Here is a 14180-nt window from a genome sequence, read left to right as displayed (position 1 = left end):
ACCAAACCGACCATACATACGCCTTGGCGGCGATTAGGTGCTCATGACTGAGACGGACGAGGCCGCCAACGAACTCGTCGCCGATGATTGGGCGACGCTCCAGCGTCTCCTGTACCGGGACTCGTGGAACGAGGACCTTGGACGTCATCGGTCGCCGTACGTATTCCGCGGGATGACCGACACGAACCACAGCCTCCAGACATCACTCCAACGGTTCGTCGGCGATTCAGGAAAGTGGGACCTTGAGGTCCATCTTCTCCGAAACTTCCGACAGTACGCGCGCCAAGAAATCGACCAGCCCGAATCGCCATTCCACCTCATGGCGCGCGCCCAACACCACGGCCTCCCGACACGACTCCTCGACTGGACGCACTCCCCCACTGTCGCCGCGTACTTCGCGACCGGCGGCTCGCCCGATGCCGATGGCGTCGTATGGGCAGTCGATTACGCGGCGGCTCACGAGCGACTCCCCGACCACTTCCAACAGTTCCTCGAAGAGTTAGGAACGGACATGTTCAACGCGGCGATGCTCTACGACCTCATGACGCTGGTTATGGAGCGGACGGGGGAGGACAACAGTCCGTTGGTTGACCGGCGGACGCTTCCGATGCTCGATGTCAGAGACGTCCTCAAGGAGTTCTCCAAACAGCAAGGTGAGGATTATATCGTCTTTTTCCAGCCACCGTCGATCGATCAGCGGATCGTCAATCAGGCTGCGGTCTTTTCGAGTATGGCCAATCCCCGGACCTCGATGGACGCGTGGTTTGAAGACCGCCCGAACCTCTACTGGAAAATCGTCATTCCCGCCGAGCGAAAGCAGGAGTTTCGCGACAAACTGGACCAAGCGAACATCAATCACCGAACGCTGTTTCCCGATCTCGACGGAATTGCGACGTGGCTAAAGGAGTACTACAGGCCGAATGATTCGCAGTGATTGCACGGAGAACAAGCAAGTAGACGGAACTACCGTTAGGTCTGGAAACTGACTCGTCAGTGTCGTCCGTGATGGTGTTTCCCGCGGCGATAACACTTATGGCGGTGATGGGGAGTCTGTTTCCTGGATTCCTGCTCGGCGTGTTCGGTCTCGTTCGCCGCTTCGGAATCGGCGTCAACTCGGGTTTCGACGTCGGCGATTGTCTCGTTCTCCAGTAGCGTCTCTAATCGGCGTTCGAACTCTGCGTCGCCGATTTCACCTACAGCATACTGCTGTTTGAGCGTGTCTAACGCCGCTTCCCTATCAGTCGAAGCATCCGGGTTCGATTCGTAATTTCCGGTCTGACTTTCTGATTCGCGGTCTGTGAGAAACCATGCCACACCGGCCACGAGGAGAAGCGTCAGGGGGAGCCAGTACCAGGCGATGGTCGGAGATGCAACGAGGAGGCCACCACTAAACACTATCAGACCAACGATCCAAGGACCTCTTCCAGCACCTAGTATTGCCCTATTCATACAATACAGTTGTAGCCCCACTATCAAAAGGGCCACGGTGCTCTCAGGCGCATGTTGAAATTATACCCGTGACTCACGGAACAGAATGATACGTACTCGTGATGTTCGACTTGGAAAACGGGGAGTCGCATCCTTATCTTGATGACCATCTCTTAAACGAGCGTCATCTCGTACGCTGCGTTGTCGGTCTGAGTTTTTGTCGGTTATGGCAATAACGTACATTAACAATGCTGGCGTAGCTGAGTGCCATGCCGTGTTCGTGTAGTCGCACGGGGGGTTATGTCCAGGGGGACTCGAACTGGACATAGGCCGTAACACGACAGTTGACGGGAATCGGATACGATGAACTGGTAGAAGACGTTAGCGATTGCTATTGCCACACTCGGGGATTCTCGTCGCGACCCAACCGCTGTACATCGTCGCGCTGACGCTGTTCGACTACGGGCAGAGAGTTGCCAGATTCCAGAGCTGACGTTGTGTTTCCTACTAATGATCGTCTCGCTCGTGAAGGATCTTCTCCGCTTCTTGGCGAAGTGAGGGCTCCAAGGACTCTTCCCCCGCAAGTCTTCGGAGCATTGTATCGCACTGTGGGGTCGCCAACGCCTGGAGTGCGCGCTGGCGGAGCCCGTCGCTCAAACTCTCCCTCCGGACGAGAGCATCGAGCTCGTCACACTCGTTGGCCATCTCGAGTTCGTGAATTGCATCTTCACGTTCGGACTCGGTCGCCGATTTGTCAAGTGCGAGTTCGATACACTCTTCCGGCGTTCGAGAGCTCATAGTCCAGAATACGGGTTCCAGAGTGATAGGCCTACGGACCGTATCGTCATGTACATTCTTTGCGTCTGCTCTCGTCGGTATTACTGCTGTGTCCACCAGTATTGGAGTAAATACGCAGGATCGGGGTCAAGGAGAATCCCTGATACACTGGAAGGATTGAGACAAAATGAGTCCGTTTCGCGTGAATCAAGCGTTTGGTGATAGGGCGACAACCAGAGCGTTTGTCCGTGACGGGGAACTACCATGACAAGCGGTTATTTCGTACTTGGAGTACTGCTTCTCATCGGCATCGTGGTCGACCTTCTCTGGACAACGCTTTGGGTGGAGGGCGGCGCAGGTCCCCTCACGTCTCGTCTCATGGCGGTAACGTGGCAAACTGTTCGATGGGTCGGCGGTGAAAACTCGCAAGTCCTCACCCTCACCGGACCGCTCATTCTCACCGTCGGTTTCACGGTGTGGATTAGCCTCCTCTGGGCCGGCTGGACCCTCGTCTTTGCCGGCGCTGAAAACATCCTCATCGACACCATCGACGGAGGCTCCATCTCTTGGGTCGAGCGGATTTACTTCACAGGGTATGCAATGTTCACCCTCGGGAATGGTGATTTTGCCCCGCGAGGTGGCGTCTGGCAGATCGCTACTGTCCTCGTAACAGGGAGTGGAATGCTCTTCATTACCCTCGGTGTTACGTACATCCTATCCGTACTGGAGGCAGTCACCCAGAAACGCTCGTTCGCGACCGGCATCAGCGGACTCGGAATACAGGGCGATGAGTTCGTGCGAAATGCGTGGGACGGTCAGGAGTTCCAGGGGCTCGATATACTGCTGAACACGTACGTTACGCAACTGAACACGCTCACGTCGAATCACAAGGCGTATCCAATTCTCCACTATTTTCACAGCGAGCAACCCGAGCAGGCACCGGTCACGAGCATTGCCGTCCTCGACGACGCGTTGACGATACTCGAATTCGGAATCCCTGCACAGGAACGGCCCAGTGACGCCATCATCGAGAACGCACGCTCGAGTGTCGAGAGCTACCTCGAAGCACTACACGGGACATTCATCGAGCCTGCAAATCACGCTCCACCGCCGCCAGCCCTCGAGGTGATTCGCGACGCTGATATCCCGACGAACTCCGACGATGAGTTCACTTCTGCTCTCGGGGACCTAGAGAAGCGCCGCCGAACGATGCTTGGACTGGTCGAATCTGACGCACGTCAATGGCCCACCAGTAGAGACACATGAAGTCGACTCGGCTTGCGGTTGAACGTACTGTACCCTTGTCAGAATCTCCCGTATGGTACGTTACCGGCCTAACGCTGGCCACACACTCTTTCCCCCGAGGAATCATACTATTGGACACGAAGGGAGCATATGGACGATCACAGCGACAAATCCAGCGATGGAACCCGGTCTGACCGGCATTCTAATCACGATGGACACGAGGGCAGCAAGAACGATTACGGTTCATCTGTTGACGAACGCGAAGAATCGCGAGTAGAACAATCAATGCTCGAGGACGAGGCTGAAGACGCCGACGAGGCCGAACGAGAGGTCGACGAGCAATACGAATCCAGCGGGACGCACGGCGACCACGGAGAACAGGCAAATGGCCATGACGGCCACGGCGAGGGCGGCATGCACGAGGGACACGAACAGATGTTCCGGCGGCGCTTCTTCGTCTCGACGCTCCTCTCCATTCCGGTCCTGCTCTATAGCGAGACGCTCCAGGAGTGGCTCGGGTTCTCGGTCCCGGCATTCCCCGGCAGCGAGTGGATCAATCCCGTCTTCGCGATAATCGTCTTTGCGTACGGTGGGGTGCCGTTCCTTCGGATGGCGGTTCCAGAACTCGAGGACCGCACACCGGGCATGATGACACTCATTTCGATGGCCATCACCGTCGCGTTCGTCTACAGCCTCGCGAGCGTCGTCTTCCCGACGGCATCAACGTTCTTCTGGGAGCTCGTGACGCTGATCGACATCATGCTACTGGGCCACTGGATCGAGATGCGCTCGGTCCGCAGGGCCTCTAGCGCTCTCGACGAATTGGCCAAACTCCTCCCTGACACCGCCGAGCGCATCACCGAAGACGGCGGGACTGAGGAGGTTCCGGTGAATGAACTGGGGGAAGGCGACCTTGTACTCGTCCGTCCGGGGGCTAGCGTACCTGCTGACGGCGTCGTTGAGGAGGGCGACTCAGACGTGAACGAGTCGATGATTACTGGTGAGTCGAAGCCGGTGTCGAAGGAACCTGGTGACGAGGTCATCGGTGGGACCATCAACGGTGATGGGAGCCTCCGGGTGAGAATTGCTGCGACAGGCGACGAGACGACGCTCGCGGGTATCATGCGTCTCGTCGAGGAGGCCCAGGAGAGCGAGTCTCGGACACAACAACTTGCCGACCGTGCGGCAGGGTGGCTGTTCTACATCGCGCTGGCGGTGGCTATCGTGACCGGCATCGCGTGGACTATCGCCGTCTCGTTCAACGCCACGGTCATCGAGCGAGTTGTGACCGTACTCGTAATCGCCTGTCCGCACGCGCTCGGACTTGCTATTCCGCTCGTCGTCGCGATCAACACGTCGCTGGCCGCACAGAACGGCATGCTGATTCGGGATCGAATTGCGATGGAACAGGCCCGGGAACTGGATACGATTATCTTCGACAAGACAGGGACACTCACGAAGGGCGAACAGGGAATCGTCGACGTGGAGACTGTCGAAGACATCGACGAGGACGAGGCGCTGTCGCTCGCCGCCGCCGTCGAGGGTGATTCGGAACACATGATTGCACAGGCAGTCCGCGAGGCCGCGAACGAGCGGAACCTAGATGCGCCAGCCGCTACTGGCTTCGAGGCGCTCAAGGGCCGCGGAGTACGTGCGACCGTCGACGGTGCTACGATTCACGTCGGCGGTCCAAACCTCCTGTCGCATCTCGACACGGACGTCCCGTCAGCGCTGACGGCGTTCGCGGAACGGGCCGGAGAGGACGCCCAAACGGTCGTCTACCTCTTACGCGATGGGACTCCCGTTGCCGCGTTCGCGCTCGCAGACGTCGTTCGCGAGGAGAGCTACCAGGTCGTTGACGCACTCCACGAACTCGGTATCGAAGTGGCGATGTTAACTGGCGACTCCGAGGATGTCGCCAACGCCGTCGCCGACGACCTTGGTATCGACACGGTGTTTGCCGAGGTACTCCCCGAAGACAAAGACAAGAAAGTGACCGAGCTCCAAGAGCAGGGCAAACTCGTGGCGATGGTTGGCGATGGCGTAAACGACGCGCCGGCACTCACACGTGCTGACATCGGTATCGCCATCGGGTCCGGGACGGACGTCGCCGTCCAGTCGGCGGATATTATCCTCGTCCAGAATAACCCGCTGGATGTCGTCCGTCTTGTGAAGCTGAGCAAGGCGAGTTACCGGAAGATGAAGGAGAATCTTGCGTGGGCTGCGGGCTACAACGTGTTCGCACTCCCGCTTGCAGCAGGGGTTCTCGCTCCGATTGGTATCCTGCTCTCGCCCGCGGTCGGCGCGCTCTTGATGTCGCTGTCGACGGTGATCGTCGCGATTAACGCCCAGTTCCTCCGCCGGGTTGACCTCAGCCTCCCAAGTCTACCGGGCGTGACAGCACAGCAGACGGCCCAACCAGCAGACTGACGGGAACAAACACGTCCCTGTCCTTTTATTCGACGTATTGGATGACGCGAGCCATCCCTGCTTCGAGGTGGTAGAGATTGTGACAGTGAAACAGCCAGCTTCCGGGGTTATCTGCGACGAAGTCGAAGGTGACCTCGCCCATATGGCCGGGGACGATGACGGTGTCTTTGACGGCGTTTCCGACTTGGAAGAAGTGACCGTGGAGGTGCATCGGGTGAATCACCGGACTATGGTTCACCATCCTGACTCGGACGTGGTCACCCTCGCTCACGTGGAGCGGGTCGGCGTCGGGGTACGCCTGGCCGTCGATCAACCACTCGTAGGAACCGCCGCGGCCCGCCGATAACGTCAGGTCGAACTGGCGGTCCGGGCGACCATCGATTCCGTCCAGCGGTGAGAGCGCACGGAGGTCCCCATATGCAAGTCGGCGTCCTCCCGAGGACGGCCCAGACGGAGAACCATTACTCCCTTGGTATTGAAGAAGGGCGCGTGCCGGTGGTTCTCCACCGTTGACGGCGTCGGCGCGTATCTCCCACGTACCGGGGTTGTCGGCTTCGACGATTGCGTCGTACCGTTCGCCGGCCCCGAAGACGAACGAGTCCACCGTCACCGGTTCGACCGGCCGTCCGTCGGCGTGGGTGACCGCCATTTCGTGACCGGCAGTCCGAACTCGGAACGCCGTCGCACTCCCGGCGTTCACGAATCGGAGACGCACTCGCTCGCCCTCTCGGACGGTGAACGTCTGCGGGTCGGCCGGCAAGCGTCCGTTGATGAGGAGTCCAGCGTACGGTGGTCGTCTGTCGCCCATCTGGCCCATGTTTCCCATGCCGCCGGGACCGTTACTACCCATGCCGCCGCGACCGCCTCGACCTCCCCGTCCGCCGCCCATCGGACCCTGCCCGGAGTCGACTTCCGAAAGCGGTCGTGGCTCCTGGTCCAAGTAGTCGTCAACAACGACCGTGTACTCCCGGTCGTACTCGACGTGGGGGTCCTGTTCCTCGATGACCAACGGAGCGAGAAGTCCGCGGTCAAGTTGGAGTCCGACGTGACTGTGGTAGAAGTACGTCCCAGCGGGCTCCGCCCGGAACTTGTACGTAAACGTCTCACCCGGTGCTATCGGCTGTTGGGTGACATCGGGGACGCCATCCATTGCGTTGGGCACCGGAACTCCGTGCCAGTGAATCGTCGTCCCCTCCGAAACGTCGTTTCTGACCGTGGTCTCGAGTACGTCTCCTTCTTTGACTCGGAGTTCCGGTCCAGGGAACTCGCCATTGTATAGCCAATTCTGAGCAGATGTATTCGGACCGGGCTGGATTTGGCCGGGCGTTGCGGTGACCGTGGTTAACGTGTCCGCAGGGGCTGAGACGGTCGGACGTGGTGTGGCAGGCTGCGATTCGTCGGCAGAGTTTAACACGTCGCTCCCCGAGCATCCCGCAAGTGCACTCGCACCTCCCCCGCCTAGTAACTGGAGGAACCGACGCCGAGACGTTGACGGTCCGTTCACAGTTCGTCGAGTACCCGCTCGAACCGGTCAGCAACTTCTTCGGAGATCGAGTCGAGTTCGGGGTTGTCCGTGATGCCGACCAGCTGTTCGGGATCGACGGCGCTCACGGTGACGCCGTCGTCGGTCTCGTAGACGATGACGTTGCACGGCAGGAGCGCACCGAGTTCGATTTCGTCTTCGAGGCCCTCGAAGGCGAGTTGGGGATTACAGGCGCCGAGTATGCGATACTTCCGGAACTCTTCGTTGAGTTTCTCCGCGAACGTCGCTTGCACGTCAATGTCACAGAGGACGCCGAAGCCTTCGTCTTCAAGCGCACTCATCGTCTTCTCGACGACTGACTCGAAGTCATCGTCGATTCGTTTCCGCATTGTATATTCCATACAGTACACAACCGGCCCTGTATTGATTACTCTTTGGGGCGACCAAGGGACCTCACTAAATCCCCATTTTTCTAGCGATTTGGACGATAATGCGATAATTACTACTTCAGAAACAGTCATCTATACCCCACCGTAAAATTGTATGGTATTTACAATATAGGGGCGGTGTTGAGAAGGGATGAGCCGTTATCGATATCTATTCCAAGCCTCCGACGGAAATCTGTTCTTAGCTGGTATGAGACGCGTCTCCGTGTACTCCTCACCGTCTGCGTAATCGACGCCGGGTTGGATGAATGGATATGGTCCGTCTGCGGGCGTGTTCTGTACATCACCGCCGTTCGCAGGGGTTCGGACTAGACCCTGTACGTCATAGCTCACGGGCGAGTGCTCGTCGAGGAAATCGACGATAACGTCGACCGGAATCGTGTCCTCCTCGACCCGGATATCACGGAACGGGAAGCCACAGCCGCCGAGGTCGCGCTCGGGGTCGCCAGGACGCCGGAACGTCGCCACCGAATACGTCTCCTCGGAATTGATCGACTCGCCGTCGACGCACAGGTCGACCAGTCGGCGTCCGCGCTTAGCCGTCGGGTCGACGACCACCTCGACGTTCGAGGAGTAGTTCCGGAGTCGCCCGTCCTCCTGGTCGTAGACGTACGGCGTGAAGTTATCCACGAGGAACTCCTCCATGTGGCTGCGAATCTGCTGGCCGAAGGCTTCGCCGCGGGCGACGGGCGCGGTCATCGGGAAGAACGTGTAGAGTTGCTCGAGGGTAATCTCCCCTGGCGGGACGGCGGTTCCGTATCGGAACCCGTGCGAGACCGCAAGGTCGGCGCCGAAGTGCTCACGGAGCGCATCGTTGAACAGCGTGTTCCACGCGCTCTCGAGGAATGCTTGCCGGTAGAGCGGTTGCTCGGTCTCGCCAACCACGGTGTCCAGCGATCGGTCGAGTGTCCCTGCCCCGCGCTCTTGGTGGACGTCCTCGCCGAAGAAGGGCTCGCGAATCGCCTCGACGGTCCTCTCGGCGTCCGGGTCGGGGTCGGGCGTGTAGTCGAGTCCGTCGACGAGGCAGTAGAGGTGGTGGCGGAACTCAACGTCACCGTCCCGGACCCGGAGGTCGACGCGACCGAGTGCCTCGCCCATCCCGGACTCAACGACGACCGTCTCGGTGTCCTCGACGACGATCGGTTCGTGGGTGTACTCGTGGGTGTGAGCGCTGAACATCACGTCGATACTCTCGATGTCTTTAGCGGCCTGCACCATCCATGGGAGGCCGATTTCGGTCACGGCGACGATCACGTCGGCACCCTCCTTGCGGGCCGCCTCCGCTGATTCCGCGAGGAGCGCCGGGTGCTTTCCGAATCGGTACTTCCCCTCGTGGAACGCCGGAGCCATCCGGTCGACGTAGACATTCGTCATCCCGACGACGCCAACCGTGAGGTCGCTTGCCTCTCGAAGGACATACGGGTCGTAGAGGCGCTCGTTCGTCTCCCAGTCGTAGAGGTTGTTAGCCACGACTGGCGCTTCGAGTTCCGCCATTAAATCGCGGAAGTTGCTGTCCTCGACAGCCTCGTTCGAGTAGTCCCAGTTACCGGGAACGTAGACGTCCGGACGGAGGTGGTTGTTGATGGGGTCGAGCATCGCTCGGCCATCGGTGTAAGTCGTGACCGCCGTCCCGTGGAAGGTGTCCCCGCTCATCAGCGTCAGCACGTCGTCGGAGGTGTTCCGGAGCTGGTCGAGTTTCGCTGTCAGGACTGGAACCCCACCGCCGCGTTCGATGCGTTTGTCGTCGCCGTCGAAGTTGAGGTCGGGTGAGTTGTGCAGATTGTCGTAGTAGACCTGATGGCCCGGGACGAGTTGGCCGTGGAGGTCGCTGACGTGCGCGAAGACGAGGTCCGATTGCTGCTCCTGGTCGGGGGAGGTGGATCCATCGAGCCGTCTCCACTTCCCGAGAAAGTCAGTGTTGAGACTCATAGTCAAGGAGACGGACGGATTCGACTCTCGGTGAACTTCCAGCTGTTTGTCCATGTATTAGCTGGCGGTCATCAGGGGACGTCATGGATAACCCATCAACGGCATCCTTTACACCAGTTGTGCCCACTTCACTCAAGAGTAGCAGGGGATCTTTGAGGGGTGTGGTTCAGTTATAGCTTAGAAGCGGTATTTATCAGGAGACCGTACTGGCGGGGAACAGAATATATCTCGGTTTTGGCAATAACACACAAAAACGTCGCCTTCGTATCGATGACCATGTCTTCCCTGTACGGGAACGCGGTGAGTAGCCCACGAATCGAATTTTCATTATCGAGGGACTGCTGATGGCCATTGAATGGATTATCACGGGCCTGACGTCACTCGTCATTTTCGTGGCGTCGGTCGTCCACGGCATCGCAGGCTTCGGGTTCGCTCAGGTGTCGATGGGCGTGATGCCGCTGTTCCGGTCGCCAGGGAGCGCTTCGATCGTCTTCACAATAACTGCGGTCGTCAGCAACGCTCGAGTGTGGTGGAGTGTTCGCGACGCCTTCGATTGGCGAAAGTGGATTGTTCCGATGGCAGGTCTCGCCGTCGGGATGCCATTGGGAATCTACGTCTTCCAACAGTTCGATAAAACTCAGATGCGCGCCGCCATCGGCGTCGTACTAGTGCTCGCAGTCATTGTCGTCGGTGCGACGCGGCAGAGTGACGTCGTTACCGACTGGATAGAGGAAAAGGGGTACAGACCCGGAAAAGTCGTCGGTGCGACAGCGGGGCTGTTCGCTGGCATCTTCGGCGGGGCGGTCGCAGTGCCGGGGCCGCCGATGATCGTCTACGGCGCGTTCATGGCTGCGGGCGGGTTCTGGAGCGACGAGGAAATGAAGGCGGTGTTCACCGCCTTCTTCGGGACGCTCATGCTCTACCGATTGGGAAGCCTGACGTACACTGGCGCGGTCGAGACGCCGCTACTGATCGAGGCGGCGGTCGCGATTCCAATGGTGTTCCTCGGCGCGTGGGTTGGCGTCTGGATTTTCGATCACGTCTCCGAACGCCTGTTCGGCTGGCTCGTACTTGCTCTTCTGACGGTGAACGCGTTTGTCTTGCTCTTCACAACAGTTCCGAAGCTATAGCGCTTGACATTCTCCAACCTCTTTAGGTAGAACTCTCCAAAGAGACTAAGTTATGCATTTCCTCGTGCCCCAAGGACACTTTCGCGTGACGTTCGATGAGTCGGGCACGTCAGTCGCGGGTTACGCCCGGTGGGGCGACCTGCCAGTAGCAGCGCCCGTCGATTCCGACGATGGTTAAAACGATGAAATCTGTTCAACTTCTACCATCTATCCTTAGTTAGATAGGACCCTTATTTAATACTGTTCCATCTGAGTTTATTAACCGACCATATACTATTTTCTAATGAATAATACCTGCGGTTCTTTCACCGGATAGAAATCATTGTAATACCTAATTAACCAAGACATGCGCGTACTATACACAAACCGGATCGTTCGATGATACCAGAGAAAACGTCGTTACTCCAAATACAGAGTAACGAAAGTAAAATCGAAAGTATCGCGAATCAGATAGACCAAACGGTAGGGGGCGATGACAACGCGGTTGCACCGACACGAACGGAGGGGAAGTGACCATGCAGAAATCCTCTGACCCCCAGTTCGAGCAGAGTCCGATTTCCCGTCGAACGTTCGTTCGATTGTCGGCGGCGACCGCCGGCGCACTCACACTTCCGGGGAACGCCCTCGCGGACATCACCTCGTCCAAGTTCACCGACGTCTACAGCTACGTCGTCAACCACGTTGACGAGGATTTCGAGATTCCCACGCTCCTCACGCTCGACGATGAGAGTGGGTTCGACGCGCTCACGGATCTTGGACTCAATCCGGTGACCACGACCAAACCACAACCTGCTGCGTACGTCGTGCTGACCCGCGACCAGACTGCCGAGGTGGCCGACAACGAGCAGGTGAGCCAACTTCAGTTCTCACCCGGCTCGAATCCATTCTGGCTGCTCAACCACTATCCGAACGGCGTGTTCCCCGACACCCACGACGCAGTCAGCTACATCGACTACGAGCAGATGATCGACGGGATGAACCACCTCGAATCCCGTCACGAGGATCGCCTGCGATTCTACGGCGTTGGTGAGAGTCCAGGCCACTACAACGCCTTCCTCGGTGAAGACGATCCCAAGGAGGTCTATGTCGCCGAAGTTACGAACGATATCACCGACGAGGAGGCATTCCGTGAGAAAGAGAAGGCGCTGTTCGTCCTGTCGATTCACGGCGACGAACGGTCCGGTGCCGAAGCGGGGACCCGGTTCATCGAACAGGTCCTCGACGGTGGGGAGCCGGAAATCGAGGCGTTACTCGACGATGTGGTCCTGGTCTTCCTCTACGCGAATCCGGACGGCTGGGTTTCGCGTAACCCGCAGTACGACCTGATCGATGACCTCGGGCACAACTCCTTCAAGCGGGAAACCGCGACGGGGGTCGACCCGAACCGCCAATATCCGACTGTCGGCTGGATTAACCCGGGCTACCATCCCGCCGAACCGAACGGCCAAAATCTCGTCGATGACGAACCCGGTATCGACGCTGATGTGCCCTCCGAATACACGGAGACCGTCCCGGACTCGCTTGCCATTGTCGACCATCTCCGGGACTATAAAAACCTGCGTGTGGGGTCGGACCTCCACGGCAAGTTCATGTCGACCGACTTCATCAACGGCCTCATCGTCAACGATCAGTACAGCCACGACCAGTTCCACGACCTCTACGAGTGGAACCAGCGTACTCAGACCCGAGTCGATGCTGCTCTGGGGGATCTCCTCAAGGAGCACCAGGACGACTTCGCGGCGCTGAATCAGCGGTACGGGTTCTCGGATGCCCCCGTGCCTGACGTAGCCTACTCTTACGGTACAATCCTCGACACCATCGGCTACACGACGACTGGGACCCTCATCTCGTGGATGAGCCACCCGGAGGAGCAGGGCGGGCTCGGCATGCAGATCATGGCCCATGAGATGGGTTGGGACAACCGGGTGCTCCATCGCCGCCCGTACGAGCCGTGGCTCACGAACCTCTGGGTCGTCGGCTATCAGGAGGTCATCCGCGCCACTACCCGTCACGCCGTGCGATCCGTCCAGGGAACAATCGAGGCGGACGCGAAAGCAGCCTACGTCACCACGGACGCGCTCACCCGGTCGTCAAGCGATCTATCGACAGCTAGCAGTGACCGCCGACAGGTTACGAAGTCGGTGACCGCGGGCCCGCAGTGGGAGTCGACCGCGTTCGACGTATCGGACGGCACGCAATCGCTCTCCGTGACAGTGAGCCCCGAGGGGGATGCACTCGCCCAGCTCCGGAATCCAAGCGGACAGGTCGTCCGGACATTCAATTCAACGTCGGCCGGGATCCACGATCAAGCCAAGCGGACCGCTGAATGGACCGTGTTAGACCCGGCAGCCGGTGAATGGTCGGTCACGGTCAAGACACAAGGCGGCGGGACGACGACCGCGACAGTGACCGTCACGACGTTGCTGACCGAGGGTGACGAGGCGGTTCCCACCCCGGATCCCGTTGACGCACTCGGCTACCAGCAGCGGGCGTACGAAGTCTCACCACTCACGTACTTCGAGGACTACCGCGACTACCTGACACGCTCGGGGACCCTCAAGACGGCGAACCACGATCAGGGTCGATCCAGCGAGAACCGAAACGACGACGCCACCCTCATGCAGGGGGTCAGCGTTACGGACATCGCGAACGGAGCGCTCCGTAAAGGCGCAAAGAACCTTCGCGTCGAGAATCTCGTCATCTCTCACGCAGAGGGAATCGACAATCAGGCCTATATCGACGAACTCGACCGGTTTGTCGAGGCCGGTGGAAACCTCATCGTCACCGACCGCGGTGTGGCCCTGCTCGGCGTGATGGAGAACGCACTGGCTGCGAGAATCAGTAGTGATGATATCACGGAGGTCACACTCTTCAGTGCGTTCCTCGGGGAGCGCAACGAGGACCATCCGTTGCTCGCGGACACCCGGCCAATTCAGCGGGAACTCTGGAAGCCTGCGCCACTTGGCTATCCGATCACCTTCACCGGCGAGGCGCCGATGACCGTCGTCGATGTCGATGCGTTCGAGCAGGCAAACGGGACGATCGCCGGCATCACGTACGAACAGCCGTTTGCCGAACGATCGCCGTACGTCGGCGCAGGCTCACTTTCGGACGCGAACGGGGGAGGGATTCACGTGATTGGCGGCCTCCTCCCGCCAGGTAATCAATCCAATCTCCATCCGTTCGGACTGCTCGAGTACACCCCGACGTTCCTGGGGCACACCATGCTGACGAACGCACTCGGATTCGTGCAGAACCGGTACGTAGACGGGGAACTCGACTCCACGTTCGGCGAGTGACTTCCTCCCCACC

General features: G+C 59.1%; 10 protein-coding genes. 5 read left to right on the top strand and 5 right to left on the bottom strand.

Going from position 1 to position 14180, the window contains the following annotated elements; all coding sequences use genetic code 11:
* Positions 1–43 precede the first annotated feature (43 nt).
* A complete protein-coding gene (locus E2484_RS14290; protein ID WP_137285862.1) occupies positions 44–934 on the top strand; it encodes an FRG domain-containing protein in 891 nt (296 codons plus the stop codon).
* A 56-nt stretch (positions 935–990) separates the two neighbouring features.
* Here the strand turns inward: E2484_RS14290 and E2484_RS14285 are convergent, their stop codons facing one another.
* Both E2484_RS14285 and E2484_RS14280 read right to left on the bottom strand, forming a co-directional pair.
* Positions 991–1449 carry an SHOCT domain-containing protein gene (locus E2484_RS14285; RefSeq protein WP_137285861.1) on the bottom strand — a complete coding sequence of 153 codons (459 nt, stop codon included), beginning with the start codon at positions 1447–1449 and terminating at the stop codon, positions 991–993.
* Between the two features lie 486 nt (positions 1450–1935).
* Positions 1936–2226 carry a hypothetical protein gene (locus tag E2484_RS14280; protein WP_137285860.1) on the bottom strand — a complete coding sequence of 97 codons (291 nt, stop codon included), beginning with the start codon at positions 2224–2226 and terminating at the stop codon, positions 1936–1938.
* A 243-nt stretch (positions 2227–2469) separates the two neighbouring features.
* Here E2484_RS14280 and E2484_RS14275 point away from each other — a divergent pair, with 243 nt between their 5' ends.
* On the top strand, positions 2470–3471 hold the full coding sequence (locus E2484_RS14275) for an ion channel (RefSeq protein ID WP_137285859.1): 1002 nt from the start codon (positions 2470–2472) through the stop codon (positions 3469–3471).
* 393 nt (positions 3472–3864) lie between these two features.
* A complete protein-coding gene (locus E2484_RS14270; RefSeq protein WP_137285956.1) occupies positions 3865–5880 on the top strand; it encodes a copper-translocating P-type ATPase in 2016 nt (671 codons plus the stop codon).
* A 25-nt stretch (positions 5881–5905) separates the two neighbouring features.
* On the opposite strand, the gene E2484_RS14265 is transcribed toward E2484_RS14270, so the two are convergent.
* From E2484_RS14265 to E2484_RS14255, 3 genes are all read right to left on the bottom strand, one after another.
* Positions 5906–7294: a multicopper oxidase family protein gene (locus tag E2484_RS14265; protein WP_321112633.1), complete on the bottom strand. Its 1389-nt coding sequence runs from the start codon at positions 7292–7294 to the stop codon at positions 5906–5908.
* 86 nt (positions 7295–7380) lie between these two features.
* Complete coding sequence (locus tag E2484_RS14260; protein WP_137285857.1) at positions 7381–7764, bottom strand: DUF302 domain-containing protein; 384 nt, start codon at positions 7762–7764, stop codon at positions 7381–7383.
* 186 nt (positions 7765–7950) lie between these two features.
* On the bottom strand, positions 7951–9738 hold the full coding sequence (locus E2484_RS14255) for a bifunctional metallophosphatase/5'-nucleotidase (protein ID WP_137285856.1): 1788 nt from the start codon (positions 9736–9738) through the stop codon (positions 7951–7953).
* 392 nt (positions 9739–10130) lie between these two features.
* Here E2484_RS14255 and E2484_RS14250 point away from each other — a divergent pair, with 392 nt between their 5' ends.
* Both E2484_RS14250 and E2484_RS14245 read left to right on the top strand, forming a co-directional pair.
* The gene (locus tag E2484_RS14250) at positions 10131–10868 is read left to right on the top strand and encodes a sulfite exporter TauE/SafE family protein (RefSeq protein WP_321112632.1); all 738 of its coding nucleotides are present in this window, start codon (positions 10131–10133) and stop codon (positions 10866–10868) included.
* A gap of 515 nt (positions 10869–11383) precedes the next feature.
* Positions 11384–14167, top strand: a complete 2784-nt coding sequence (locus E2484_RS14245) for a M14 family metallopeptidase (RefSeq protein WP_137285854.1) — start codon at positions 11384–11386, stop codon at positions 14165–14167.
* The last annotated feature ends 13 nt before the right edge of the window (positions 14168–14180 follow it).

It is taken from the genome of Halorussus salinisoli (assembly GCA_005239435.1).
GTDB classification, from domain to species: domain Archaea; phylum Halobacteriota; class Halobacteria; order Halobacteriales; family Haladaptataceae; genus Halorussus; species Halorussus salinisoli.
The sequence above is the reverse complement of the archived record's forward strand: the minus strand, read 5'-3'. Positions and strand labels throughout refer to the sequence as shown.

Coding starts and splice junctions, on each gene's coding strand:
- E2484_RS14290 (WP_137285862.1), top strand. CDS start 44: ATGACTGAGACGGACGAGGCCGCCAACGAACTCGTCGCCGATGATTGG.
- E2484_RS14285 (WP_137285861.1), bottom strand. CDS start 1,449: ATGAATAGGGCAATACTAGGTGCTGGAAGAGGTCCTTGGATCGTTGGT.
- E2484_RS14280 (WP_137285860.1), bottom strand. CDS start 2,226: ATGAGCTCTCGAACGCCGGAAGAGTGTATCGAACTCGCACTTGACAAA.
- E2484_RS14275 (WP_137285859.1), top strand. CDS start 2,470: ATGACAAGCGGTTATTTCGTACTTGGAGTACTGCTTCTCATCGGCATC.
- E2484_RS14270 (WP_137285956.1), top strand. CDS start 3,865: ATGCACGAGGGACACGAACAGATGTTCCGGCGGCGCTTCTTCGTCTCG.
- E2484_RS14260 (WP_137285857.1), bottom strand. CDS start 7,764: ATGGAATATACAATGCGGAAACGAATCGACGATGACTTCGAGTCAGTC.
- E2484_RS14255 (WP_137285856.1), bottom strand. CDS start 9,738: ATGAGTCTCAACACTGACTTTCTCGGGAAGTGGAGACGGCTCGATGGA.
- E2484_RS14245 (WP_137285854.1), top strand. CDS start 11,384: ATGCAGAAATCCTCTGACCCCCAGTTCGAGCAGAGTCCGATTTCCCGT.